Annotated in this window: 21 protein-coding genes and 2 pseudogenes; 6 read left to right on the top strand and 17 right to left on the bottom strand. The window is 66.2% G+C overall.

Going from position 1 to position 25,967, the window contains the following annotated elements; all coding sequences use genetic code 11:
• Nucleotides 1-98 precede the first annotated feature (98 nt).
• Nucleotides 99-1,117, bottom strand: a pseudogene (locus tag PSm6_RS24595) (zinc-dependent alcohol dehydrogenase family protein).
• 166 nt (nucleotides 1,118-1,283) lie between these two features.
• Here PSm6_RS24595 and PSm6_RS24590 point away from each other — a divergent pair.
• The 5 genes from PSm6_RS24590 to PSm6_RS24570 all read left to right on the top strand — a co-directional run bounded on the left by PSm6_RS24590 (nucleotide 1,284) and on the right by PSm6_RS24570 (nucleotide 8,621).
• Nucleotides 1,284-2,201 carry a LysR family transcriptional regulator gene (locus PSm6_RS24590; protein ID WP_265168494.1) on the top strand — a complete coding sequence of 306 codons (918 nt, stop codon included), beginning with the start codon at nucleotides 1,284-1,286 and terminating at the stop codon, nucleotides 2,199-2,201.
• A 241-nt stretch (nucleotides 2,202-2,442) separates the two neighbouring features.
• Nucleotides 2,443-2,694 (top strand): hypothetical protein, encoded by a 252-nt coding sequence (locus tag PSm6_RS24585; protein ID WP_265168493.1) that lies wholly within the window; start codon nucleotides 2,443-2,445, stop codon nucleotides 2,692-2,694.
• 94 nt (nucleotides 2,695-2,788) lie between these two features.
• On the top strand, nucleotides 2,789-4,030 hold the full coding sequence (mexE, locus tag PSm6_RS24580; RefSeq protein ID WP_021217311.1) for a multidrug efflux RND transporter periplasmic adaptor subunit MexE: 1,242 nt from the start codon (nucleotides 2,789-2,791) through the stop codon (nucleotides 4,028-4,030).
• Nucleotides 4,031-4,041: 11 nt separating this feature from the next.
• Nucleotides 4,042-7,230: an efflux RND transporter permease subunit gene (locus tag PSm6_RS24575; RefSeq protein ID WP_263403987.1), complete on the top strand. Its 3,189-nt coding sequence runs from the start codon at nucleotides 4,042-4,044 to the stop codon at nucleotides 7,228-7,230.
• Nucleotides 7,227-8,621: an efflux transporter outer membrane subunit gene (locus tag PSm6_RS24570; RefSeq protein ID WP_265168492.1), complete on the top strand. Its 1,395-nt coding sequence runs from the start codon at nucleotides 7,227-7,229 to the stop codon at nucleotides 8,619-8,621. The genes PSm6_RS24575 and PSm6_RS24570 overlap by 4 nt, the downstream gene beginning before the upstream one ends.
• Before the next feature lie 464 nt (nucleotides 8,622-9,085).
• Here PSm6_RS24570 and PSm6_RS24565 read toward each other — a convergent pair whose 3' ends face one another.
• From PSm6_RS24565 to PSm6_RS24540, 6 genes are all read right to left on the bottom strand, one after another.
• The gene (locus PSm6_RS24565; protein ID WP_021217314.1) at nucleotides 9,086-9,709 is read right to left on the bottom strand and encodes an NIPSNAP family protein; all 624 of its coding nucleotides are present in this window, start codon (nucleotides 9,707-9,709) and stop codon (nucleotides 9,086-9,088) included.
• An 85-nt stretch (nucleotides 9,710-9,794) separates the two neighbouring features.
• Nucleotides 9,795-10,784: a 3-hydroxybutyryl-CoA dehydrogenase gene (locus PSm6_RS24560; RefSeq protein WP_021217315.1), complete on the bottom strand. Its 990-nt coding sequence runs from the start codon at nucleotides 10,782-10,784 to the stop codon at nucleotides 9,795-9,797.
• The gene (locus PSm6_RS24555) at nucleotides 10,784-11,890 is read right to left on the bottom strand and encodes an NAD/NADP-dependent octopine/nopaline dehydrogenase family protein (protein WP_021217316.1); all 1,107 of its coding nucleotides are present in this window, start codon (nucleotides 11,888-11,890) and stop codon (nucleotides 10,784-10,786) included. The genes PSm6_RS24560 and PSm6_RS24555 overlap by 1 nt, the downstream gene beginning before the upstream one ends.
• A 415-nt stretch (nucleotides 11,891-12,305) precedes the next feature.
• Entirely contained in the window at nucleotides 12,306-13,235 is a 930-nt protein-coding gene (gene catA / locus PSm6_RS24550) for a catechol 1,2-dioxygenase (RefSeq protein ID WP_265168491.1), read from the bottom strand.
• Between the two features lie 55 nt (nucleotides 13,236-13,290).
• A complete protein-coding gene (catC, locus tag PSm6_RS24545) occupies nucleotides 13,291-13,581 on the bottom strand; it encodes a muconolactone Delta-isomerase (protein ID WP_021217318.1) in 291 nt (96 codons plus the stop codon).
• 28 nt (nucleotides 13,582-13,609) lie between these two features.
• Nucleotides 13,610-14,731, bottom strand: coding sequence for a muconate cycloisomerase family protein (locus PSm6_RS24540; protein ID WP_043244755.1), 1,122 nt, complete (start codon nucleotides 14,729-14,731; stop codon nucleotides 13,610-13,612).
• A gap of 125 nt (nucleotides 14,732-14,856) precedes the next feature.
• Between PSm6_RS24540 and PSm6_RS24535 the strand changes: the two genes are divergently transcribed.
• On the top strand, nucleotides 14,857-15,738 hold the full coding sequence (locus PSm6_RS24535; protein ID WP_265168490.1) for a LysR family transcriptional regulator: 882 nt from the start codon (nucleotides 14,857-14,859) through the stop codon (nucleotides 15,736-15,738).
• A gap of 283 nt (nucleotides 15,739-16,021) precedes the next feature.
• Here PSm6_RS24535 and PSm6_RS24530 read toward each other — a convergent pair whose 3' ends face one another.
• From PSm6_RS24530 to PSm6_RS24485, 10 genes and pseudogenes are all read right to left on the bottom strand, one after another.
• On the bottom strand, nucleotides 16,022-17,299 hold the full coding sequence (locus PSm6_RS24530; protein WP_021217321.1) for an OprD family porin: 1,278 nt from the start codon (nucleotides 17,297-17,299) through the stop codon (nucleotides 16,022-16,024).
• A 280-nt stretch (nucleotides 17,300-17,579) separates the two neighbouring features.
• Nucleotides 17,580-18,080, bottom strand: coding sequence for a flavin reductase (locus tag PSm6_RS24525; protein WP_031286976.1), 501 nt, complete (start codon nucleotides 18,078-18,080; stop codon nucleotides 17,580-17,582).
• An 18-nt stretch (nucleotides 18,081-18,098) separates the two neighbouring features.
• Complete coding sequence (locus PSm6_RS24520; protein WP_265168489.1) at nucleotides 18,099-19,055, bottom strand: PDR/VanB family oxidoreductase; 957 nt, start codon at nucleotides 19,053-19,055, stop codon at nucleotides 18,099-18,101.
• A 76-nt stretch (nucleotides 19,056-19,131) separates the two neighbouring features.
• Nucleotides 19,132-19,872, bottom strand: coding sequence for an SDR family NAD(P)-dependent oxidoreductase (locus PSm6_RS24515; RefSeq protein ID WP_043244751.1), 741 nt, complete (start codon nucleotides 19,870-19,872; stop codon nucleotides 19,132-19,134).
• Nucleotides 19,873-20,025: 153 nt separating this feature from the next.
• A complete protein-coding gene (locus PSm6_RS24510) occupies nucleotides 20,026-20,502 on the bottom strand; it encodes an aromatic-ring-hydroxylating dioxygenase subunit beta (protein WP_043244749.1) in 477 nt (158 codons plus the stop codon).
• Nucleotides 20,503-20,634: 132 nt separating this feature from the next.
• Nucleotides 20,635-21,909 carry an aromatic ring-hydroxylating oxygenase subunit alpha gene (locus PSm6_RS24505; protein ID WP_021217326.1) on the bottom strand — a complete coding sequence of 425 codons (1,275 nt, stop codon included), beginning with the start codon at nucleotides 21,907-21,909 and terminating at the stop codon, nucleotides 20,635-20,637.
• A gap of 137 nt (nucleotides 21,910-22,046) precedes the next feature.
• Nucleotides 22,047-22,568: a nuclear transport factor 2 family protein gene (locus PSm6_RS24500; RefSeq protein WP_265168488.1), complete on the bottom strand. Its 522-nt coding sequence runs from the start codon at nucleotides 22,566-22,568 to the stop codon at nucleotides 22,047-22,049.
• Nucleotides 22,569-22,573: 5 nt separating this feature from the next.
• Nucleotides 22,574-22,936 carry a hypothetical protein gene (locus PSm6_RS24495; RefSeq protein ID WP_021217328.1) on the bottom strand — a complete coding sequence of 121 codons (363 nt, stop codon included), beginning with the start codon at nucleotides 22,934-22,936 and terminating at the stop codon, nucleotides 22,574-22,576.
• A gap of 27 nt (nucleotides 22,937-22,963) precedes the next feature.
• A pseudogene (locus tag PSm6_RS24490) lies at nucleotides 22,964-24,135 on the bottom strand (acyl-CoA dehydrogenase family protein).
• Between the two features lie 25 nt (nucleotides 24,136-24,160).
• Nucleotides 24,161-25,273 carry an amidase gene (locus tag PSm6_RS24485; RefSeq protein ID WP_265168487.1) on the bottom strand — a complete coding sequence of 371 codons (1,113 nt, stop codon included), beginning with the start codon at nucleotides 25,271-25,273 and terminating at the stop codon, nucleotides 24,161-24,163.
• Nucleotides 25,274-25,967 lie beyond the last annotated feature (694 nt).

Here is a 25,967-nt window from a genome sequence, read left to right as displayed (position 1 = left end):
CATCGATGAACGCCGTTGCGACGATCGGCACCCAGCCGGCGAAAACGAAAACCGGCGCACATGGCGCCGGATTCGGTGAAGCCCATTGCAACGGCGGGTCAGTCGGCGACGTGAATCACCACGCGGCCACCGGCCGGGCAGGTTTCCATGTAGCGGCTCGCTTCGACGAAGTCGGCGAACTCGAAGACCCGGTCGATGACCGGCTTGAGCAAGCGGTCGCCGGTCATCTGGTTGATATGCGCGAGCGCTCGCTGCACGGCAGCGTCATCACGCTCCAGGCCGGTTTCCGGGTCACCGGTGAAATCCATCACGCAATGGCGGAAGAACTGCAGGTGCTTCTTGAAGGCAGCGCAGGCCGGGAAGGCTGCATCGTTGCCACCGTTGATGCCATAGAGGATCAGCTTGCCGCGCGGGGACGCGACGTCGCCCAGCAGCTTCATCTGCGGACCGGCGCATTGGTCCAGCACCACTTCCACGCCCTTGCCGGCGGTGAAGCGCTCGACTTCCAGGACCAGGTCCTGCTCCTCGGTGACGATGACCTTGTCGGCGCCCAGCTCCTTAAGGAACGGGCGGCTCTCCGGGTAGCTGGTGGAGGCGATGACGATCGCGCCCAGCGCCTTGGCCAGCTGCACCGACTGCGGCGCCAGGCAATGGCCGGCCTCGGTGATCAGCACATGCTGGCCGGGCTTGACCTTGGCCAGTTCCACCAGGGCGAAGTAGCCCAGCAGCAGCGGCGTGTAGTGCACGGCGGCTTCGATCGGGGTCAGCACCTCGGGATAGCGGGTCAGGGCACGGCGCGGCATCAATACGATGTCGCCCCAGGCCGGATAGGTATTCGGGGTGGCGGACGGGAAGCTGGCCACGGCCATGCCGGGCTGCAGGTCATCGACACCTTCGCCAACGGCCTCTACCACGCCGGCCAGCTCGAAGCCGAGCCCGGCAGGCAGACGGGCCTGTTCGGAAGCCAGATTCTGCCGCCAGAGCACGTCTTTCCAACTGACGCCCAGCGCCTGGGTGCGCACCAGAACTTCGCCGAACCCCGGTTTCGGGTGGGCAGCTCTTCCAGCTTGAGCACATCGGCCTCGCCGAATTGATGAAAACGGATCATGCGGGACATCACACACCTCGCCTGTGACTCTGTCATGGCCATGGACTCTATCCGGGCTTTATCCCTAAAACCACCCGCGCGCATCAATAGTTGTCATAAACACGGATGATGTGAGCCTTGACGACCGCGCTGCAGAGCCTCATTTTTCACACACTTATTTCGGAAGTAGCCCTGCATGAACAGGAACGACCTACGTAGAGTTGACCTCAATCTACTGATCGTGTTCGAGACGCTCATGCATGAGCGCAGCGTGACACGGGCGGCGGAGAAGCTCTTCCTCGGCCAGCCCGCCATCAGTGCCGCCCTGGCGCGGCTGCGTACCCTTTTCGACGACCCGCTGTTCGTGCGCACCGGCCGCAGCATGGAGCCTTCGGCGCGAGCGGTGGAAATCTTCGCCCTGCTCTCCCCGGCGCTGGACTCCATCTCCACCGCCGTGAGCCGTGCCGCCGACTTCGACCCGGCCACCAGCAACGCGGTATTCCGCATCGGCCTGTCCGATGACGTCGAGTTCGGCCTGCTGCCCGCCCTGCTCCGCCGCCTGCGCGCCGAGGCACCCGGCGTGGTGCTGGTGGTGCGCCGTACCAACTACCTGCTGATGCCCAACCTGCTGGCGTCCGGGGAAATCTCCGTGGGCGTCAGCTACACCGACGAGCTGCCGGCCAACGCCAAGCGCAAGACCATCCGCCGCTCCAAGTCCAAGCTGCTGCGTGCCGATGCGATACCCGGCGCGCTGAGCCTGGAGGATTACTGCGAACGCCCCCACGCCCTGGTGTCCTACGCGGGCGACCTCTCCGGCTTCGTTGACGAGGAGCTGGAGAAACTCGGCCGCAAGCGCCGCGTGGTGCTGGCCGTGCCCCAGTTCAACGGCCTTGGCGCGCTGCTCGCCGGCACCGACATCGTCGCCGTGGTGCCCGACTACACCGCCGCCGCCCTCACCGCCGCCGGTGGCCTGCGCGCGGAAGACCCGCCCTACGGCGGCCGTGCCTTCGAACTGTCCATGGCCTGGCGCGGCGCCCAGGACAACGACCCGGCAGAACGCTGGCTGCGCTCGCGCATCCAGATGTACTGCGGCGACCCGGATAGCCTCGAATAGCGTGTAGGCCGGGTGAAACCCGACGCCCCCAGCCACTCCCACCGCGGGTTTCACCCGCCCTACGGCGATGCTACGCACCGCTTGGCGACTGAAGTCGCCCCTACAGGGAGCGGCGCTCCGTCGCAACGTTCGGGTCTTGTTGGGAGCACGACTGCAGGGTGGATGACGCTTTTTTCATCCACCAGGCCTGTGGGTAGGGTGGGCATCAGCCCACCGAGTACTCACGGCATAGAAGCCAGCCATGGCATTGATGGGACCGGTTTCAACCGCGAAAGGCATCGCGAATGAATTCGCTCCTACGGGTACGCGCCAGCCCGAATCGATGAAAAGCAACAGCCATTCGCTTCTATCGATAGAACCGCCCCGATTCGCCGTTGCAAGCAATCCCGTGAATGCCCGAAAACCATGCAACGATCCGCCGAAAGCCCCATTCCAGGGCGGTTTCACAGGGCAAGCCACCTACTATCAATGGAAAAAAGTGATTTATCACTGACGGTGATATTTATCTTCGTGGCGTTCGATTCGTCCGCGAACGAGCCAGCCAGCAGACTCCGCCCCATCTACAAATCCAAATGGCGGAGCTACACATGGAACAGTCCACTCAATCCACCTGGCGTACCGGCCTCACCCTCGCATCCCTGCTGGTGCTGGTGGCGTGCGGTAAGGCCCCGGAAGCCACGCTTGCACCCGCTGCCGCCAAGGTCAGCGTGGCCGAGGTGCTGCAACAGCCGATCAACGAATGGGACGAATTCACCGGCCGCCTCGAAGCGCCTGAATCCGTCGAGATCCGTCCGCGCGTCTCCGGTTACATCGATCACGTGTCCTTCCGCGAAGGCAGCCTGATCAAGAAAGGCGACCTGCTGTTCCAGATCGACCCGCGCCCCTTCCAGGCCGAAGTGAAACGCCTCGAAGCCCAGCTGCAACAGGCCCGCGCCAGCCAGACCCGCGCCCTCAACGAGGCCCGTCGCGGTGACCGCCTGCGCCAGAGCAACGCCATCTCCGCCGAGCTGGCCGATGCCCGCAGCAGCGCCGCCCAGGAAGCCCAGGCCGCTGTCGCCGCCACCCAGGCCGAGCTGGACAACGCCAAGCTCAACCTCAGCTTCACCCGCGTCACCTCGCCCATCGATGGCCGCGTCAGCCGTGCCGAAATCACCGAAGGCAACCTGGTCAACGCTGGCCAGTCGCTGCTCACCTCCGTGGTCTCCACCGACAAGGTCTACGCCTACTTCGATGCCGATGAGCGCGTCTTCCTCAAGTACGTCGAACTGGCCCGCAAGGCCGGCGGCGACGCCCGTGGCGCCAGCCCCGTGTACCTGGGCCTGACCAGCGAGACCGGCAACCCGCACCTGGGCCAGCTGGACTTCCTCGACAACCAGGTCAACCCGCGCACCGGCACCATCCGTGGCCGCGCCGTGTTCGACAACAAGGACGGCCGCTTCACCCCCGGCCTCTATGCCCGCATCAAGCTGGTCGGCAGCGACACCTACCCCGCCGCGCTGATCAAGGACGATGCCATCGGCACCGACCTGGGCAAGAAGTTCGTCCTGGTCCTGGGCGAGAACAACACCGTGGCCTACCGCTCCATCGAGCTCGGCCCGAAGGTCCAGGGCCTGCGCATCATCCGCACCGGCCTGGCCAAGGGCGAGAAGATCGTGGTCAACGGCCTGCAGCACACCATGCCCGGCGCCACCGTCGACCCGCAGTCCGTGCCCATGGCCGACGAGAACACCCTCGCCGAGCTGGCCCGCCTGCGCCAAAGCGTGGAAGGCCGTGACGCACCGCGTGTCGCCGAACAGAACGCCAAACCTGCCGTCGCTCCGCGCGGTTGAGGTAGTACGACATGAATTTTTCCCAGTTCTTCATCCTGCGGCCGATCTTCGCCGCCGTGCTGTCGCTGCTGATCCTGATCGGCGGCGCCATCTCGCTGTTCCAGTTGCCCATCAGCGAATACCCCGAAGTGGTTCCGCCCACCGTGGTCGTACGCGCCAACTTCCCCGGCGCCAACCCCAAGGTGATCGGTGAGACCGTGGCCTCGCCCCTGGAGCAGGCCATCGTCGGTGTGGAAGGCATGCTCTACATGTCGTCCCAGTCCACCAACGACGGCAAGCTGACCCTGACCATCACCTTCGCCCTGGGTACCGACCTGGACAACGCCCAGGTGCAGGTGCAGAACCGCGTCACCCGGACCATGCCCACCCTGCCCACCGAAGTGCAGCGGCTCGGCGTGACCGTGGACAAGGCCTCCCCGGACCTGACCATGGTGGTGCACCTGACCTCGCCGGATAACCGCTACGACATGCTCTACCTGTCCAACTACGCCGCGCTCAACGTGAAAGACGAGCTGGCGCGCCTGGACGGTGTGGGCGACGTGCAGCTGTTCGGCATGGGTAACTACTCCCTGCGCGTCTGGCTGGACCCGAACAAGGTGGCCTCGCGCAACCTCACCGCCACAGACGTGGTCAACGCCATCCGCGAGCAGAACCGCCAGGTGGCGGCCGGTGCCCTGGGTGCGCCGCCGTCCGATGCGGGCAACAGCTTCCAGCTCTCGATCAACACCCAGGGCCGCCTGGTGACCGAGGAAGAGTTCGAGAACATCATCATCCGTGCCGGCGACGACGGCGAGATCACCCGCCTGCGAGACGTGGCACGCATCGAGCTGGGCTCCAGCCAGTACGCCCTGCGCTCGTTGCTGAACAACCAGCCGGCCGTGGCCATCCCGGTGTTCCAGCGCCCCGGCTCCAACGCCATCGAGATCTCCGACTCCGTGCGGGGCCGCATGGCCGAACTGAAGAAGAGCTTCCCCCAGGGCATGGACTACGAAATCGTCTATGACCCGACCATCTTCGTGCGCGGCTCCATCGAGGCGGTGGTCCACACCCTGCTCGAAGCCATCGTGCTCGTGGTCCTGGTGGTGATCCTGTTCCTGCAGACCTGGCGCGCCTCGATCATCCCGCTGGTGGCCGTACCGGTCTCGCTGATCGGCACCTTCGCGGTCATGCACCTGTTCGGCTTCTCCCTCAACGCCCTGTCGCTGTTCGGCCTGGTGCTGGCCATCGGCATCGTGGTGGACGACGCCATCGTGGTGGTGGAAAACGTCGAGCGAAACATCGGCCTCGGCAAGTCACCGGTGGACGCCACCCGCCAGGCCATGAAGGAAGTGACCGGCCCCATCGTCGCCACCGCCCTCGTGCTGTGCGCCGTGTTCGTGCCCACCGCCTTCATCTCCGGCCTCACCGGGCAGTTCTACCAGCAGTTCGCGCTGACCATCGCCATCTCCACCGTGATCTCGGCCTTCAACTCGCTGACCCTGTCCCCGGCGCTGGCCGCCGTGCTGCTGAAGGACCACCACGCACCCAAGGACCGCTTCTCGCGCATCCTCGACAAGCTCTTCGGTGGCTGGCTGTTCGGCCCGTTCAACCGCGTCTTCGAGCGTGCCGGCAACGGCTACGTCGGCACCGTACGCCGCGTGCTGCGTGGCAGCTCGGTGGCCCTGCTGGTCTACGGCGGCATCCTGGTGCTCGGCTACCTGGGCTTCTCCAGCACCCCGGCCGGCTTCGTGCCGCAACAGGACAAGCAATACCTGGTGGCCTTCGCCCAACTGCCCGACGCCGCGACCCTGGATCGTACCGAAGCGGTGATCAAGCGCATGTCCGAGATCGCCTCCAAGCACCCGGGCGTGGAAAACACCGTGGCCTTCCCCGGCCTGTCCATCAACGGCTTCACCAACAGCCCCAACAGCGGCATCGTGTTCACCCCGCTCAAGCCCTTCGATGAGCGCAAGGACCCGTCCATGTCCGCCGGTGCCATCGCCGCCGAGCTGAACAAGGAATTCGCCGGTATCCAGGACGCCTACATCGCCATCTTCCCGCCGCCGCCCGTACAAGGCCTCGGCACCATCGGCGGCTTCCGCCTGCAGGTGGAGGATCGCGGCAACCTGGGCTACGAGGAGCTGTACAAGCAGACCCAGAACATCATCAACAAGGCGCGCCAGCTCCCCGAGCTGAACCCCATGTCGGTGTTCACCAGCTACCAGGTCAACGTCCCGCAGGTGGATGCCAACATCGACCGCGAAAAGGCCAAGACCCACGGCGTCGCCATCAGCGACATCTTCGACACCATGCAGGTCTACCTCGGCTCGCTGTATGCGAACGACTTCAACCGCTTCGGCCGTACCTATCAGGTCAACGTCCAGGCCGACCAGCCGTTCCGCCTCGAACCCGAGCAGATCGGCCAGCTGAAGGTGCGCAACAACCGTGGCGAGATGATCCCGCTGTCCACCTTCGTCAAGGTCGACAACGCCTCCGGCCCGGACCGCGTGATGCACTACAACGGCTTCATCACCGCCGAGATCAACGGTGCCGCCGCCCCGGGCTACAGCTCCGGCCAGGCCGAGGAAGCGATCGCCAAGCTGCTCAAGGAAGAACTGCCCAACGGCATGACCTACGAATGGACGGACCTGACCTACCAGCAGATCCTCGCCGGCAACACCGCGATCTTCATCTTCCCGCTCTGCGTGCTGCTGGCCTTCCTGGTGCTGGCCGCCCAGTACGAAAGCTGGAGCCTGCCGCTGGCGGTGATCCTGATCGTGCCGACCGTGCTGTTCTCGGCCATCGTCGGGGTGATGCTCGCCGGTAGCGACAACAACATCTTCACCCAGATCGGTTTGATCGTCCTGGTGGGCCTGGCATGCAAGAACGCCATCCTCATCGTCGAATTCGCCAAGGAGAAACAGGAAGAAGGCCTCGACCGCCTGGCCGCGGTACTGGAAGCCTGCCGCCTGCGTCTGCGCCCGATCCTGATGACCTCCATCGCCTTCATCATGGGCGTGGTACCCCTGGTGCTCTCCTCCGGCGCCGGCGCCGAAATGCGCCACGCCATGGGTGTAGCGGTGTTCAGCGGGATGATCGGCGTGACCTTCTTCGGCCTGCTGCTGACCCCGGTGTTCTATGTGCTGATCCGCGGCTTCGTCGAGAAAGGCGAAGCCCGCAAGGCGGCCAAGGCCCAGAAACTCAAGGAACTGCACGCATGATCAACAAGGCTTTCGCCCCTGCCCTGCTGGCCCTCGCTTTGAGCGCCTGCGCCGTGGGCCCGGACTACAAGGCCCCCGACAGCGAGCCCGCGCGGCTCGCTGCCGCGGACGCCGGCCACTACGACCGCGCCCGCTTCGAAACCCTCTGGTGGCAACAGTTCGACGACCCGACCCTGAACCAGTTGGTGCAGCAGTCCCTCGAACAGAACCGCGAGCTGCGCGTGGCCTTCGCCCGCCTGCGCGCCGCTCGTGCCATCCGTGACGACGTCGGCAACGACCAGCTGCCGACCATCACCAGCCGCGCCAGTGCCGAAGTCGGCAAGGGCCAGCAGCCCGGCCAGACCGAACAGCGCGTCAACGCCGAGCGCTACGACCTGGGCCTGGACATGGCCTGGGAGCTGGACCTGTTCGGCCGCATCCAGCGCCAGATCGAAGCCAGCGACGCCGAAATCGGCGTCGCCCAAGCCGAGCTGCAACAGCTGCAGGTCAGCCTGATCGCCGAGCTGGTGGACGCCTACGGCAACCTGCGTGGCGCCCAGCTGCGTGAACGCATCGCCCGCGAAAACCTGAAGAACCAGCAGGAGTCCCGCGGCCTCACCGAGCAACTGCGTGACGCCGGCGTCGGCAACGAGTTGGACGTGCTGCGCGCCGACGGCCGCCTGGCCGCCACCGAAGCCACCCTGCCGCAACTGCAAGCCCTCGAAGTGCGCTCACGCAACCGCATCGCCACCCTGCTCGGCCAGCGCCCGGAACAGCTGAGCGTCGATCTTTCGGCCAAGCCGCTGCCGGTGATCGCCAAGGAGCTGCCCATCGGCGACCCCGCCGAGCTGCTGCGCCGCCGCCCCGACGTCGCCGCCGCCGAACGCCAGCTGGCCGCCGCCACCGCCAATGTCGGCGTGGCCACCGCGGACCTGTTCCCCCGCGTCAGCCTCTCCGGCTTCCTCGGCTTCACCGCCGGGCGCGGCTCGCAGATCGGCTCCTCCGCCGCCCGTGCCTGGGGCGTGGCGCCGACCATCAGTTGGGCCGCCTTCGACCTCGGCAGCGTGCGGGCCCGCCTGCGCGGCGCCGAAGCCGAAGCCGACGGCGCCCTGGCCGGTTACGAGCAGCAGGTGCTGCTGGCCCTGGAAGAGTCCGAGAACGCCTTCAGCGACTACGCCAAGCGCCAGCAACGGCTGATCTCCCTGGTCCGCCAGTCGGAGGCCACCCGCGCCGCCGCCGAACAGGCCGCCGTACGCTACCGCGAAGGCACCGTGGACTTCCTCGTGCTGCTAGACGCCGAACGCGAACGCCTGGCCGCCGAAGACGCCCAGGCCCAGGCCGAGGTGGAGCTCTACAGCGGCATCGTCGCCATCTACAAGGCCCTCGGCGGCGGCTGGCAGCCCCAGGCCTGAAACCTCTCCTCCTGGCTCGGCCGCCCCCGGCCGACCTCTCGCCCCGCGACGGTGCCCCTGTCGCGGGGCTTTTTTTGCCTGACGAAATCCAGCCGGCGCGCTGCCCCATCGTGGGAGCGAATTCATTCGCGATGGAGCATCCGACCACTCGCGGCCCAGTGCCGGCGGCAGGTCTTTCGCGGCTGAAGCCGCTCCCACTGGGATTGCCGCAGCGAGGCCATGCATCGCTGCGTTGGGCCTCGCTGCGCTCGGCACCAACCTACGCAACGTGCCACCGTAGGTCGGGTGCAACCCGACGCCTGCGGTGCAAGACTTTCGCGGGTTTCACCCGCCCTACGAAGCTGAACGCTGTGTAGGGTGGATGACGCTCTTTTCATCCACCAGGCGATGCATCAACCCCACACCACAGCCCGCCTGGGAGGGGCGAATTCATTCGCCCAGCGGTGCGCAGCACCGCCAACCCCTCACCGCAACGGCGAGAAGCGCGCCGGCAGGCACGCGGTGGAGTGCATGTCGCGCAGCTGCGGGCCGGAGTTTTCCGGCGGCCACACGCCATCGGCCACCGCGCGAGTGCGCACGTCGAGGCGCTGCTCCAGGCTGGCGTAGGGCCAGATGTGCAGGTAGCGCGGAGTGCGGCCATCGGTAGCGTAGAAGGCTGCGTAGACCTGGGAATAGCCCTCGCCGGTGCGCGGGCCGACGGCCTTCTTCCAGCCTTCCAGGGTCGGCGCCAGGCCGGAGGGGATCAGGTCGTACACCCGCAGTTCGTAGAAGGGCCCATGGGCGCCCGGCGCCAGGGGTTCGAGGAAGGGGAACAGCGTGTAGTTCTCCACCTTCATGTCGGTCATGAAGCATTCGATGCCGAAGGCGTCCCGCGCCAGCAAGTAGCGCTCGCGCTCGGCCTGGCGGGCCTGCTCGTCGGTGAAGCCGCGCAGCACGATGACCTGGTTCAACGGGCCGATCTCCGAGGCCCAGCAGCCCATCAGTGTGCAGCCGGGGCCGCTGCTGGCCAGGGTTTCTTCCAGGCGCGCCAGGGCGTCGGCCGTGGTGCGCACGCGCAGGGTGAAGGTGATCAATTCGAACAGGCGCATCGTTACCTCGTGGTCCGTGGTTCATCTAGATACGGCGGCGGGCACTGTGCCCGCCACCCTGCAACCGGGGCCGCGAGGGGCGCGTTCACGCCTGCCTCAAGGCCCCGTTGAAACGCGGGGCGAGCCCCATCAGGTCGAGCTTGCGGGTGAATTCGCCGAGGCGGCGCAGCTTGTAGGCCTCCACGTCCACGCCCGCGTAGTCATAGAAGCCTTGCCCCTCACGCAAACCGTTGCGGCCCTCGTGCATGTTGTCGGCGATCACCTGGGGCGAGGCGAAACGCGGGTCGATGGCCCCGGCCAGGTAGCGCGAGGCGTAATAGAGGATGTCGCCGCCGCCCCAGTCGATGAACTCCAGCAGGCCCAGTACCGAGAAGCGCAGGCCGAAGCCGACGCGGATCGCCGTGTCGATGTCCTCGGCGCTGGCCACGCCCTCCTCCACCATGCGCGCGGCCTCGTTCATCGCCAGGGCCTGGATGCGCGGCACGATGTAGCCCGCCGCCGGGGCGCAGAGCACCGGCACCTTGCCCACCTGGCGCAGCAGCGCCAGCAGGCGCTCGACCACCTCGCCGCGGGTGGTTTCGCTGCGGCTCACCTCCACCAGCGGGATCAGGTAGGCCGGGTTGAGCCAGTGGGCGTTGACGAAACGCCCGGGGTGGCTGACCAGCCCGGCCAGCTCGGTGACCAGGAAGGTGGAGGTGGTCGAGGCGATGATGCAGTCGCCGCTGCAATGCAGGCTCAGCCAGGCGAAGCACTCGCGCTTCACCTCCAGCACCTCTGGTACCGCCTCGAACACCAGCTCGGCGCAGGCCAGGTCGGCCAGCGCCTGCTCGCGGTCGCACAGGCGCACCCGGCCCAATGCTTCGTCCGCCTGCCCGGGTTCGAGCACGCCGAGGCGTACCAGGGTCTGCAGCTCGCCGGCGAGGCTGGCGCGCACCTTGTCGAAGTACACCCGCTGCTGCTCGGCATCACGGGCCTTGATGTCGATGAGGGTCACCGGCAGCCCGGCGTGCATGAAGGCCAGGGCGATGCCTTCGCCCATGCGCCCGGCGCCGACCACGGCGATGCGCGCGGCCATCAGTGGATGCCCTCGCGCAGCAGCTCGACCATTTCGGCGCGGCTCAACCCGGCCAGGCCGAGGCGCTCCAGGGTGCGGCCCTCGGCATAGAGATCGAAACCGGCCACCGCCGAGGCGATGCTCAGCAGGCCCTGGGCGACGGGCATGGGCACGCCGGCCCAGCGCCCCACCGAAACCAGGAAGGACAGCCCCAGGCGGGTGTCCTCGAGCATGTAGCGGTGGCGCTGCAGGTCGATGTCCTCGCGCCAGTCGCCGCTGTCGGTGAGCTTGCCGTGGGCACCGCGGCCGTACATCCACTCATCGCCCTCGGTGGTGTTGTAGTGGTCGGCCAGGGGGAAATGCGGCGCCGGGTAGCCCAGCGCCTCGCGCAGGGCCATGCGCTCGGCGTCCAGCGCGGTGGTGACGCGGCGGATGGCCGGCTGGGTGCCTTCGTTGTGGATGTCCCAGGTCTCGAAGTGCTCCAGGGGGCCGGCGTTCATCATGATCAGCGGCGGGTGAATGATCGGCCCGGCGTTCATCAGCGCGCCGCTGAGGCCGTCCTCGATGGGTTCGACACTCGGGTAGGCCTGGCGCAGCAGGGCGAAAGCCGGCTCGGCCAGGCGGCAGGGGAACACGCCGGTGGGCAGGCGTGTGGCATAGCCGCTGATCACCACGTTGGCCGCACCGTGCTTGCGGGCCAGGTAGGGCAAGGTGCCGGTCTCGGCGAAGGCCACCTCGGCGTCGTTGCCGGCCTCGTGCATGGCCTTGGCGAACAGGTAGCTGCCGAAGGTGCCTGGCGGCAGGAACAGCACCTGGCCGTCGCGCAGCAGCGGCGCCATTTCCCGCGCCAGGCTCTCATGGGTGGTGGATGGCAGCGGCACCACCAGCAGCTCGGCGAAGGCCAAGGCTTCGGCCAGGTCGTCGCTCAGGCTGAGGCTGGCGCCCTCGCCGCCCACGGCCACCTGGCGGGTGCCGCGGTAGTCCTTGACGGTCAGGCTGCCGATGGCCGCCAGCTCCTTGAGCGCCGCGCCGTCACGGCGCCACAGGCACACGCGGTGCCCCTTCTCCGCCAGCTCGATGGCTGCCGCGTAGCAACCGTGTCCACCGCCGATAACGCTGATATTCATGGGCCAAGCTCCTCGTTCAAGAGCCTCGATCCTAGGGGCCCGACCCGCACCCGGCTGCGCGGAATGCGCAACGAGGATTCGGAATGTGCAAGGGATTGGTGCCGGCTCGGCAATCGATCCCGTAGGGGCCAATTCATTCGCCCAAGGGCCGCGCAGCGGCCCGCATGCCCCCTCCCCACCCAAGCCGTATATCGCCGCACGCCACAACACCGCTGGTGGATGAAAAGAGCGTCATCCACCCTACGGCCCGGTGATCGTCGTTGATCGGAAAAGACACGGTGCTGCGGCGCTTTGTGGAAGCGGCTTCAGCCGAGAAAGGCCCATCGCCGGCACAAAAAAACCACGCCGGCATGACCACCGGCGTGGTTGAAAACAGCGGGGAAAATCGGGTGATTCCCCGCCGGGACTACGGGCCTCAGGCTTCCAGGGCGCGGACGCGGTCGCGGCGCTCTTCTTCCTTGGGCTTGACGGCGGCTTGCAGCTGGAAGTCGAAGTCGATCTCGGCGAAGCGGCCTTCGATGCCCCGGGCGTCGGCGGCAGCGGCGTCCTCGATGAAGCGCACCTCGGCCACCAGGCCTTCGCGGGTGGCGTAGGCGAAGTCGTCCCACAGGTACTGGTCGCCCGAGAGGTTGATCTGGGTGGTCAGGTGGCGATGGCCGGGGGCGGAGATGAAGAAGTGGATGTGCGCCGGGCGGTTGCCGTGGCGGCCCAGGCTGTTGAGCAGCTCCTGGGTGGGGCCGTCCGGCGGGCAGCCGTAGCCGGAAGGCACGATGCTGCGGGCGCGGTAGCGGCCTTCGCTGTCGGTGATGATGCGCCGACGCAGGTTGAACTCGGACTGGGTGCTGTCGAAGTAGGAATAGGTGCCGTTGGTGTTGGCGTGCCAGACGTCGACCGTCGCGCCGGCCAGCGGCTTGCCGTCGGTGTCCAGCACCTGGCCCTGGAGGAACATCACGGTGCCCGGGTCGGTGCCGTCGTCCATGCGTGCCTCGCCCTCGGACAGCGGCGCACCGGCCACGTAGAGCGGGCCCTCGATGGTGCGCGGGGTACCGCCGCTGAAGCCGGCGGCTTCGTCCTGGGCATCCAGCAGCAGGTCGAGGTAGTGCTCGACGCCCAGGCCGGCGACCAGCAGGCCGGCCTCCTGGCGGCTGCCCAGGCGGTTGAGGTAATCCACTGCCTTCCAGAATTCCTCGGTGGTCACGTCCAGGTCCTCGATGATCTTCACGGTGTCGAGGAGGATGCGGTTCACCAGTGCCTTCATGCGCGGGCTGCCCTGGTCGTTGGTGAAGCCGCTGGCTTCCTTGAAGAACTGCTGGACGCTATCGGTCTGGGAGAGTTTGACAGTCATGGTTGGAACCTCATCTTGTAGTTATTGGCCGGGCTTAGCTGGGACGGTGCGGCGATCAGCGATCGTCCTGGTGGATCGACGAAGGGTGGCGGCAGAGCCCGTCGACCTCGATCTCCATGTACGGGAACAGCGGCAGCTGCATCAGCGTGTCGTGCAGCTCTTCGACGCTGGCCAGGTCGAACACGCTGTAGTTGGCGTAGTGGCCGGCGATGCGCCACAGGTGGCGCCACTTGCCCTCGCGCTGCAGGCGCTGGGCCAGTTCCTTCTCGTCGGCCTTGAGCTTGGCGGCTTTGTCCGGGTCCATGTCGAGCGGCAGCTTCACGGTCATCTTCACGTGGAACAGCATGGAAGCATCTCCTTCTTCAGGCGAGGGTTCAGGTACGGCGGAAGCGCGCCAGGCGCTCCTCGTCGAGGGTCAGGCCGAGGCCGGGCAGGCGCGGCACGTGCAGCTGGAAGTCCTGGTAGCGCGGCGGCTCGGTGACGATCTCCTCGGTCAGCAGCAGCGGGCCGAACAGTTCGGTGTCCCAGGCCAGTTCGGCCAGGGTGATGAAGGCGTGGGCGGAGGCCAGGGTGCCGACGCTGCCTTCGAGCATGGTGCCGCCGTAGAGGCCGATGCCGGCCGCCTCGGCGATGGCGGCGGTGCGCAGTACGGCGCGCGGGCCACCGTTCTTGGCGATCTTCAGGGCGAACACCGGGGCGGCGCCTTCGCGGGCGAGGTTGAAGGCGTCCTCGACGCATTCGATGGACTCGTCCGCCATGATCGGCGCCGGGCTGCGCAGGGCGAGGCGCGCCTGGCCGGCGCGGTTGTTGCGCGAGATGGGCTGCTCGATCAGGTCGATGCCGTTGTCGCCCAATACCTGGCAGGCACGCAGGGCGACGGCTTCATCCCAGTACTGGTTGACGTCGACACGCACGCTGGCGAGATCGCCCAGGGCCTTCTTGATGGCGATGACGTGGCGCAGGTCCTGGTTCACTTCGTTGGCGCCGATCTTCAGCTTGAAGATGCGATGGCGGCGCACCTCCAGCATGTGCTCGCCCTCGGCGATGTCGCGGGCGGTGTCGCCGCTGGCCAGGGTCCAGGCCACTTCCAGGCTGTCGCGCACACGGCCACCGAGCAGCTCGCTCACCGGCAGGCCCAGGCGCTTGCCCTGGGCGTCCAGCAGCGCGGTTTCCACCGCCGAGCGGGCGAAGGTGTTGCCCTTCACCACGCGGTCGATGCGCTGCATGGCGGCGTTGATGTTGCTGGCGTCCTGGCCGATCAGCAGCGGCGCGAAGTAGCGGTCGAGGTTGGTCTTGATGCTCTCGGGGCTTTCGTAGCCGTAGGCCAGGCCACCGATGGTGGTGGCTTCGCCGATGCCCTCGATGCCGTCGGCGCAGCGGATGCGCAGGATCACCAGGGTCTGGTTCTGCATGGTGTGCATCGCCAGCTTGTGCGGGCGGATGGTCGGCAGGTCGACGATGATCGCTTCGAGGGACTCGATCGCGGTAGAAATCATTTCAATACCCATCAGGTTCTGTTTTCACTGTTTCGCAGCGTAAATCTGCAAATCCCAGGCTTCCAATATTGAGTTTGTCTGGCACGATACCCACTAGGTATCAAACCAGGCACAGAGAGATTCCCATGGAGCTTCGCCACCTGCGCTACTTCCAGGCCCTTGCCGAAACCCTCAACTTCACCCGCGCCGCCGAGCGCCTGCACATCGCCCAGCCGCCCTTGAGCCGGCAGATCCAGCAGCTCGAGGAAGAGCTCGGCGTCACCCTGCTGGAGCGTGGCCGGCCCCTGCGCCTGACCGAGGCGGGGCGCTTCTTCCACGAGCACTCCAGCGCCCTGCTGGAGCAGTTGGCTAAGGTCTGCGACAACACCCGGCGCATCGGTCAGGGCGAGAAGACCTGGCTGGGCATCGGCTTCGCCCCCTCGACCCTCTACGGCGTGCTGCCGGAGCTGATCCGCCGCCTGCGCAGCGACGCCGAGCTGGAGCTCGGGCTCAACGAAATGACCACCCTGCAGCAGGTGGAGGCGCTCAAGGCCGGGCGCATCGACATCGGCTTCGGCCGCATCCATATCGAGGATCCGGCCATCCACCAGCAGGTGCTGACCCTGGATCCATTGGTCGCCGCCCTCCCCGCCGGCCACCCGCTGCTGGCCGCCCCGGCGAGCCTGGAGGCCCTGGCCCGCGAGCCCTTCGTGCTCTACCCGGGCAACCCGCGCCCGAGCTACGCCGACCATGTGCTCGCGCTGTTCGCCACCCACGGATTGCAAATCCGTGTCGTGCAGTGGACCAACGAACTGCAGACCGCCATCGGCCTGGTTGCCGCCGGCATCGGCATCACCCTGGTGCCCGCCTCGGTGCAGCTGCAGCACCGCGACGACATCGGCTACACCCGCCTGCTGGAAAGCAACGCCACCTCGCCGATCATCATCAGCCGCCGCGTGGGTGACACCTCCCCGGCACTGGGGGACTGCCTGGCGCTGATCGGGGAGCTGGTGGCGCAGGACGCCTGAACGCACAGGCGCATCGCAATAAAAAAGGCCCGCAAAGGAGTGGCCGGGCCGAGGTGAAAACAAAGGGATTGGTACAGGACGCGGGCTCATCGCCCGCACGGTCCGTAGGAGCGAGCTCTGCTCGCGAAGCGCCTTCAAGGGGCTCATCACCCATGCTGTCCTGGGGCCGCTCCGCGACCCTTGGCGAATGAATTCGCCCCTACAGGTTTGATCCGGCCCGGCAGTGTGCTTCCAGCTTTTGCAGGAAGCGACAACGCCGGGCCGGCCCTTCATACCCTGCGGCTCAGAACTTGAAGGTGTAGGTGGTGATCAGGCGGTTCTCCTTGTAGTCCGCCCCCGAGGCCGCGCCGTTGCCGTAGCGGGTCTTGACGTCGATGTTGCGCCACTCGAAGCCGACCCCCTTGAGCGGGCCGCTCTGCACCACGTAGCTGAGGAAGATGTTGCGCTCGCTCTCGACGTTCTCATCCAGGGCGTTGTTGCCGCGATCGATGCCGGTGCCGCGCAGGTAGCGGGTCATCAGCTTGAGGCCCGGCGCGCCATAGCTGGCGAAGTCCAGGTCGTAGCGCAGCTGCCAGGAGCTTTCGTTGGGCTTGACGAAGGCGACGGTGGACCAGTTCACCAGGTACGGCTGCGGGGCGTAGCCGTTGAGCGTGGGGAAGGTGCTGTCGCCGAGCATGCGCTGGTAGCCGACGCCGATGGCGTGGGCGCCCTTGCGCAGGGTGGTCATGGCGCCGTAGGAGCGGTTGTCGATCTCGCCGTAGAGCGCCTTGCCGTCTTCCTTGTTGTCGAAGTAGCGCAGGTCGGTCTTCAGGCCGAAGCCGTCGCCCAGGTCGGCGTTGTAGGTCAGGCCGCCGTAGTGCTGCTCGTAGATGTCCTCCAACTGGCCGTAGAAGTAGGTGGCCGAGAGCGCCGGGCTGAAGGCGTAGGTGGCGCCGCCGAAGTTGAGGCCGTCGCTGCGGCGTTTGATGTCCGGGCCGTTGAACAGGTACATCTTCTCCCGGTCGGAGGATTCGCGCCCGCTGATCTCGGTGAAGCGCCCGCCGGTGAGGGTGAGCTTGTCGATCTCGCGGGACTCGACCAGGAAGCCGTGGTAGGTGGTGACCAATTGCCGCGAGTCATCCATGAAGGCCACCGGCAGCATCGGCCGGTGCTCGCCGATCTTCAGCTCGGTCTTGGAGTACTTGACCTTGGCGGTCAGCGCGGCGCGACCGTAGTCACGCACCTGCTCGCCCTTGCTGTCGTCGTAGGGAATGATGCTGTCCGGGCCACGGCCACCACCGCCATCCAGGCGATAGGCATATTGCGCGGAAAGATCGAGGCCGAACTGGATGGGGCCTTCGGTGTAACCGGAAATGGCGCGGAAGTCGAAACCCTGGGTCCAACTGCCAATACGCGACTTCGGTGCATCGCTCTGTTTGTAATCACGGTCGATATAGAAGTTGCGCAAGCCGAGGCTCACTTGCCGATCATCGAGAAAGTCCGCCTGGGCGGTAATCGGCGCGAGCGCACCCATCAGGCTCGCGGCAGCAACGCCGCGGGCCAGCCAGCTTTTCTGAAACATGGGATGTTCCTTTAATACATGTGCAAGGCACTAGAGTGGGAGCAGATTAATTGGCAAATCAGCAAACGCAGGCAGTTAATCCGCAGTGTTGTTTTTATGACCACTTACTGCAAAAAGGCGAAACAGACCCATTACCCGAACATCAGTAACGGGCACCCTCCTTTATTGTTATGTGTTTCATACAGCAGACTTTGCGCGGGAATCACTCGCAAAGTTTCCGGCGATAAACACCGAAACTTTCTACACCGGGACGTTGCTCTTCCCCGGCCTTGAAGCGTTATCAGCAGGCTGCCTTGGAGGCATCGCCGAGGCGGTGATAGGCGCGGTTGAAATACACCAGGCCTTCCTGGTTCTCGCCGTGGCGGATGCCCAGCACCTCGCAGTAGAAAATGGTGTGCGAGCCCACTTCATGGGCCTGGGCGATGCGGCAATCGAAGCTCACCAGGGCCTCGTCCAGCAGCGGCGCCCCGCTTTCCAGGGTGTGCCAGCTGGCGGCGGCGAAGCGCTGGTCGGAGTCCAGCTCGCGGTTGGCGAACACCGCCGAGATGTCCTTCAGCTCGGCGGTCAGCACGTTCACGCCGAGCACGCCGTTGCTCTTGAAATGCACGTTGGAATACGAGGAGCGGTTCATGCACACCAGCAGCGTCGGCGGCTGGTCGGTGACGCTGCACACCGCCGAGGCGGTGAAGCCGAAACGCCCGGCAGTGCCATTGGTGGTGATGACCGAAACGGCGCCGCCCAGCAGCGCCATCGCGTTACGAAATCCCGTGGTATCGACCATGGTAGTGCCCTCCGGTGTTCAGATATCCAGGACCAGCTTCGAGCTCTTGGCGCGCGAGCAACAGACCAGGATCTGGTCGTTGGCGGCCTTCTCGTCGTCGGTCAGGTAGACGTCGCGGTGATCCGGCTCGCCCTCCAGCACATCGCACAGGCAGGTGCCGCAGACGCCCTGCTCGCAGGAAATCTCGATCTTGATGCCCACGCCCGCCAGCGCGTCGAGGATGCTCTGGCCCTCGGCCACCTGCACCGTCTTGCCACTGCGCGCGGCCACCACTTCGAAGCCCGCGCCGCTGGCGTCGACCTCGACCTGGAAGTACTCGCGGTGGATGTTGGCCTCGGCGTAGCCGGCGTTGCGCGCTTCGCCTATCACCCAGTCCATGAAGCCGGCCGGGCCGCAGACATAGACGTGCACATCCGCCTGGGGCGCGCCCAGCACGCGGGGCAGGTCGAGCTTCTGTGCCGGCTCGTCGTCGAAATGGGTGCTGACGTGACCGGCGAAGGGCGCGGCGGCCAGCTCGTCGAGGAAGGCGGTGCGGCCGCGCGAACGGCCGCAGTAGTGCAGCTCGAAGTCGCTGCCGGCGGCCTGCAGTGCATGGGCCATGGCGATCATCGGGGTGATGCCGATGCCGCCGCCGATGAGGATCGAACGCTTCGCATCGGTGGCCAGGGGGAACAGGTTGCGCGGCGCGCTGATCTGCACCTCGGTCCCTTCCAGCAGGCTGTCGTGCACGCCCAGGGAGCCCCCGCGCGAGGCCGGGTCCTTGAGCACGCCGAGGCGGTAGAGGCTGGAGTCGGCCGGATCACTGCACAGCGAATACTGGCGCACCAGGCCGGGGGCGACGTGGATGTCCACGTGGGCGCCGGCTTCGAAGGCGGGAAGCGTCGCGCCGCCGACCGGCAGCAGATCGAGGACGACGACGCCGTCGCCCTGCAACTGGCGCTTGTGCACCACGACCTTGAGGAGTTGTTCTGTCATCTCGGGTTCACCCGCATTGCACGTCATGGAAAGAAGGCGGCCGTTCAGCGGCCGTCGCATCGTTGTTCGGTGTCGCTCAGCGCATGTACAGGCCGCCGTTCACATCCCAGGTGGCGCCGGTGGTGAAATAGGCTTCCGGCCGCGTCAGCTGCACGATCAGGTCGCCGAGGAAATCCGCATCGCCCAGGCGCTTGACCGGGATGTTGGCCAGCAGCCCCTCCATGCGCTCCGGCGGAATCGCCGCGCGCACCGCCGGGGACTCGATGGGCCCCGGGGCGATGGCGTTGACGGTGACGCCGCTGGCCGCCAGCTCCTTGGCGAAGACCTTGGTCAGGGTGACGATTGCACCCTTGGACGCCGCGTAATGCGCGCCAGTGGCAGTGCCGCCGTTCTGCCCGGCCAGGGACGCCAGGTTGACGATGCGCCCGTAGCCGGCCGCCGCCATGTGCGTGCCGAACACCTGGCAACCGACGAACACGCTGCGGGTGTTGAGGCTCAGCACCCGGTCGAATTCCTCGGGGCTGATCTGCATCACAGGCGTGGTCAGGGTCATGGCGGCGTTGTTGACCACCGCATGCAGCGCACCGAAGCGCTCCAGGGTCGCCGCCAGGGCGGCCTCGAAGTCGGCCTTGCTGGCCACGTCCAGTTTCAGTGCCAGGCTGCGCGCACCGCTCGGATCGAGACGGTCGGCGGCGGCCTGGGCACGCTCCAGCGACAGGTCGGTGATCACCACCGAATGGCCGGCGGCGAACAGCCGGCCGGCGATGGCGAAGCCCAGGCCCTGGGCGGCGCCGGTGACGAGTGCGATTTGGGTCATGACCGGCTCCCCAGGGTCTGTTCATGAGCTCGCGAGCTAGAGCGAGACAAGGAAGCAATGGCTGAGAGAGCGGAATTTACGTGCTGTAAATGAGCATCTCGAAGCCATTGATGACGCCGTATCGCCGACGCGCAGCAGCTCATGGGCAGACCCTCACAGGATGTAGCCGATACCGGCGAGGGTATCGGTGGAGTTGATGAGTTGGATCAGCTTGCGCTGGATGCGGAAGCCCTCGCCTTCGCGCTGGAGCTCGAAGGTGATGTCGGCGGTGTAGTGCTTGAGCACGTCCTTGCGGAATTCCCGCAGGTTCTGCGCGCAGCGCACGGTGACCACGCCACCCTCCTCGCCCAGCACGCGGAAGCGCGACAGGGCACGCACGGTGCGGGCGCGCGGGCTGGTGGAGATGGATTCACCGCCGATCAGGCGCTTCACCCGCAACTGACGCATGTGGTGGTCGTCGTAGGCGTAGTTGAGGGTGTTCTCGAAATCGGTCTCGTTGGGGTCGATCGGGATGATGTAGGTGCCCTTATCGGCCCAGAGGTCCAGCCAGGCGTCGAACTCGCCGTGGTCGAGCATGTCCGCTTCCTGCCAGATGAAGGCGCTGACGTGGTTGAGCAATTCAAGGTTCATGATCGGTCTCTCAAGTAGTGCGTCGAGCAGCGTAGGAGCGAGCTCTGCTCGCGAAGCTTCTGTGGCACCTATGTTCGCGAGCAGAGCTCGCTCCTACAGGCATGTGCCATCCGGGTTGGATATCGATCCGCCCTAGGCCGACATCATCTTTTTCCACTGCTGGTAGGCCGCGCGCATGCCGGTCTCGGCGCTCACGTCACTGACCCGCCCGTCCTCGCTGGGCTTCTCGCCCGGCAGGCCGCGGTTGAGCATGATCCACAGGTCGCTGCCGGCCTGGGCGCCCTTCTGCACGCGCTCCCAGGCTTCGGAGTCGTCCGGGGTGCCGAAGCCCATGGGGCCCTGGAAGTGCTCGTGCAGGCGCAGGCGGTAGCGGTTGGCCACGGCCGGGCCGCCGTCCATGGTGATCACCGCGTGGTGGATCTCGGTCTCGTTCACCGAGATCGGCTGCAGCACGCGGAAGAAGGCCATGGAGCAGGCGACGTTGGGGAACAGGTTGAGGTTGAAGCCCGAGCCACCAACGGCGCGGACGATGCGGCGCACCTGCTGCTCGTCGATGCCTTCGCCGCGCAGTTCCTCGGCCAGGGCCTCGAAGCGCTCGGGGATGGGCTTGTCCAGATCGGCTTCGAGGTCGATCAGGTCGGGGATCATCACCATCACACTGTGGCCGTTGCCCAGGTCTTCGACATAGCCCGGGCCTTTGACGAAGTCGAAGAGCTCCAGGGTCTGTTCGTCCACCGAGGACAGGAACGACTTGTGCACCAGCGGGAAGTGGTAGGCGTCGGTGGTGTTCTCCAGCTGGATCTTCCAGTTGCCGGGGAAGCGGAAGCGGTGCTCGCCGGAGACCTTCACGCCGTAGCCGGCGCCCTGCTTCATGAACAGGTCGATCCATTTCTTCGCCGGGCCGAGGAAGTCCACCAGCGGCTCGATGTCGTCCTTGAAGGTGGCGAAAATCATGCCGTTGTACTGCTCGACGCGCAGGCTCACCAGGGGCAGCTCGCCCTTGTCCAGGCAGTCGGCGTAGCTCTCCGGGTGCGGCACGCCGCGCAGGCTGCCGTCCAGGCCGTAGCTCCAGCCGTGGTAGGGGCAGACGAAGCTGTTGGCCTTGCCCTTCTTGTGCTCGCAGACGGTGGCGCCACGGTGGCGGCAGCGGTTGAGCAGCACGTGCACGTCCTTCTTGCGGTCGCGCACCACGATCACCGGCTGCTTGCCGATGTAGGTGCTCTTGTAGCTGCCGTTGTCGGGGATCTCGCTGGCGTGGGCGACCCAGATCCAGGTGCTGTAGAACACCTTCTCCAGCTCGTCGTCGAAGATGCGCCCATCGGTGTAGAGCGAGGTGTGCACGCGGTCGTGCTGCACCAGGTCGGCCGGGGTGGCGGCCAGGTTCACGGTTTCGATCAGGTTGGTCACGATCACTCCTCGTCGGCGCTGGGTGCCGACTTGATTTTTCTCGCCGTGCCGGCAAGTCGGAGCTTCCGGTCGGCGCGATCTTTGTAGGGTGGGTTTCAGCCCACGTCTGGCCTTTCTGTGGTGGGCTGAAGCCCACCCTACGTTTGTTGGTTCTTGCCCGGCACCGGCAGGTGCGCGGCGCTGTTCCAGGTATCCACCGGGCGGCTGAACAGGTTCTCGGTCTGGAAGTGCGCCATGCGCCAGGCGCCCTCCTCCTCGCGGAACTCCACCGTCAGGCGCGCCGCGTTGAGGTGCGAGGCGCCGCTGGCGAAGGTGGAGGTCTGCAACATCACCCAGCTGCCGATCGCTACGCCGCCCTCCACGCGGATCAGTTCCGAACAGAGGAAGTGCACGTTGAGGGCGAAGTGCGCGGGCTCGACCATGTAAGTGGCGAACATGGCGACGATGGCCTCGCGCCCGCGGTAGCCGCCGAAGCTCCTGGCGTACTTGGCGCCCTTGCCCTCCCACAGCGCATCGTGGGTGAACAGCCCGGCCAGCTCGTCGAGCGGGGTGCGGGCGTCCAGCGCGTCGCACAGCACCATGTAGCGGTTCATGCAGGCGCGTATGGCGTTCTCGCTTTCCAGTTGGTGCAGGCGCGCCTCGAGCGCTTCGGTCGACATGGCGGTCACGCGCGCTGGATGATCAGTTCGCGGCCGGTGCGGGCCTCGACCTTGCAGTAGCGCCACAGCTTGTAGGGGCCGGTGCCCACGGCGGTGGTGCGGAACAGGTTGCAGGCGGCGTGCACCGTTTCGATGTCCGGCACGTCGGCCAGCAGGTAGGTGGTCCAGGGGTAGCCGGTGGACGGGCCGACCATGCTCTGGTCGTCGTCCATGTTGCCGAACACGGTCACGCCGGGCAGGTCGTGGATGCCGTTCCACATGGCGCTGAACGCGGCCCAGACTTCCAGCTGCTCTTCGCGCGGGGCGTCGAAGAAGTTCTGGTTGATTCCCATGCAGAACAACACACGCAGGGCTTTTTTCTCGCTCATCACAATCACCGATCAGTCAGTTGGAATTCACAGGTAGCCGGGCAGCGGCTTGTTGCCGAAGAAGATCGCGCCGGCGTTCTGGTAGGTCATGTCACCCATGAAGGCGTGCTGGGTGATCACCAGGGTGTCGTTGACGAAGCGCGACAGCGGGTTGTCGCGGTACACGCCGCTCATGCCGGAAAGCATCTGCGCGCTGCGCGCCACCTCGGCGGAAACACGGGTCGCGTGGGTCGAGGACAGGCGCAGCAGGTTGGTCTGTTCCACCGACACCGCGTCGCCGGCGAGGATGCTGGCCCAGGCGCTTTCCATCGCCTCGTAGAACCAGGCGCGGGCGGCACGCAGCTCGGCTTCGGCCTTGGCCACCTGCATCTGCGCCAGGGGCGGTCGGAGAGCGCCGGCGCACCGGTCACCGAGAAGCGGCCGCTGGCCATGCCGCTGAGGTAGTCCAGCGCGGCGCGGGCGACACCCAGGCCGACCACGGACAGCACCTGGGTGGCGAAGGACAGCGACGGGTAGCGGAACATCGGCTCATCGAGGTTGGCCGGGCCGCCGCGGACGAAGGTCCAGTCCTCGGGCACCACCACGCCGTCGATCACCACGTCGTGGCTGCCGGTGCCGATCAGGCCCACCACGTCCCAGGTTTCCTCGATCTTCACTTTTTCCCGCGGCATCACCGCCAGGCGCGGCAGGCCGAGCATCTCGCCGTTCTTCGGGGCGATGCCGACGCCGATCAGCGAGGCGCCCATGCAGCCGCTGGAGAACTTCCAGCGGCCGTTCACTTCCAGCCCGCCCTCGACGAAGGTGGCCGGTTGCGGCGGGAAGATGCCGCCGGCGAAGACCACGTCCGGACCGTTGGCGTAGACCTTTTCCAGGGTCGCCAGGGGCAGCGAGGCCAGGTACACCGGGTTCATGCCGAAGCTCGCCACCCAGCCGGCGGAGCCGTCAGCGATGGAGATGTCCTCGATCATCTGGCAGAACTCGATGGGCGAACGCTCATCGCCACCGAAGCGCTTGGGCACCAGGGCGCGGTACACGCCCAACGCCTTGAAGCGCTCGATGATGTCCTGGGAGATGTATTTCTGCCGGTCGAATTCCTCGCTCCGGGCGCGCTCGCGGATCTCGGCGAGCAGCGCCTGGAACGCGTCGTTGGCGGTGATCGACACGGGGCGCTGGTAGTCCAGCTCGCTTAGCGCAGACATGGTGTGCTCCAGGGTTGGCATGGGGTTAAGGCTCCAGGCGCCGCGCCAGTTCGCGGGCGACTGCACAAAGCAGTTCGTCCGCGCCCTTGGCGGCGATCAGTTGCAGGCCCACCGGCAGCTTCGAGGCACCCACCAGGGGGATGCTCAGTGCCGGGTGGCCGGTGAGATTGAAGGGCCGCACGAAGGCGGTCATGCCGATCACCGCGCGGGTGTCGGCGGCATCCGCCGTCAGCAGCGGGTAGTCGGGCATGGTCGGCATGGCGAGAATCGGGCACTGCGCCAGGGCCGCGTCCACCTCGGCGGTAAAGGCCACGCGGCAGGCTTCGGCTGCGGCCAGCGCCTCGTCGGTGGTGGCGCCGGCGGCCTCCAGGCGGCCGGCGATATCGGCGCCGACCTTGCCGCTGGCCAGCAGGTGCTGGCAGGCGTTCCAGGTCTCGCGGTTGATCACCGTGAGGCCGGCGTCATAGGCGGCGCGCATGCCCGGCAAGGGCAGCGTCTGCAGGGGGAAATCCGCGGCGGCCAGGGCCGCATCGACGGCGAAATGCACTTCGTCCAGCGCCTGCACCGGCACCACGCCGATGCGCACGCCCTCTATAGAGGGCAGCGGGCCGAAGTCGGGGGCGATCAGGCCCATGGCCTCGATCAGCATGCCCATGTCACGGGCGAAGGGGCCCACGCAATCCAGCGACGACTGCGCCGGCATCACCCCTTGGCGGCTCACGCGGCCGAACGTGGGCTTGAGGCCGAACACGCCGCAGCAGGCGGCGGGGATGCGCACCGAGCCGCCGGTGTCGGTGCCCAGGGAGAAGTCGCAGAGCCCACCGGCAACTGCCGTGGCGGAGCCGCTGGAGGAACCGCCGGGGATGCGCCCGGGGTAAAGCGGGTTGTTCGGCGTGCCGGTCCAGGCATTGATGCCGGTGGTGCCGAAGGCCAGCTCATGGAGGCTGGTCTTGCCGGTGATGCGGCAGCCGCCATCGAGCAGCGCCTGGACCACATCGGCATGGCGGCTGGCGTCGGGCGCCTCTTCCAGCGCACGGCTGGAAGCGCGGGTCGGGTAGCCGGCGATATCGACGGTGTCCTTCACCATCACGGTCCTGCCGGACCCTCCAAGCTGCAGTTTCTCGACGACTGTCGCCATGCCTTCACCTGTATTCGAGTTGTTCGCGCTGTGCGCTTTCAGGGAAGCCTTCTGCCTGCCTGAGCAGGTGAACGCTTAAATCTAAAATCGGAATTTTTACGTGAAATGTCAATTGAATTTTGGCAAATAAATCCGTGTGTAGATTCGGTGCATTTCTCTCTGCTTCGCACCCTTTCCGTGCATTTCGGTAACAGGCATAAAAATGGATATTTCACCTATGAATCTTATTTTTATCGTTTATTTTCAATAGTTTATATAACCAATGAGAAACACAATCATTCAAAAAAGTGTTCCCACGCCCTGCTCGAAGGCCCTGCACAAACCCCTTGCGAAAAGAATTTTCAGCCCCTGAAAACAGGCCAAAAATGCCATCAAAAAACAGGTGTTTTTTAGCCTAAAAAATCGAGATTTTTCGGTCAGGAAATCGACTTTCCAGAAGCCGTATTGATCCAGATCAATGCCTTGTCGCCTGCGGGATCGGCGCGCATCGGCAGCGGTGCGCGAGTGGCCACGGGAACCCCGGCGCCATCCCCTCGCCCAGCCCCCACATACGACGTGCCGAAACGCCCCCTGTCCGACGGCGCCGCAACGGGGTAACGATTTTTCCTGGCATGCAACCTGCTATCGCCCTACACGCCACTCGGCCCTCCATGGGCTCGACGGCGCCGCCCTGCCCTCGGCAGCGTGCAGCGCA

Origin of the sequence: Pseudomonas solani (assembly GCF_026072635.1) — a bacterium.
GTDB lineage: Bacteria > Pseudomonadota > Gammaproteobacteria > Pseudomonadales > Pseudomonadaceae > Metapseudomonas > Metapseudomonas solani.
This window is presented reverse-complemented; position numbering and strand designations above follow the sequence as displayed.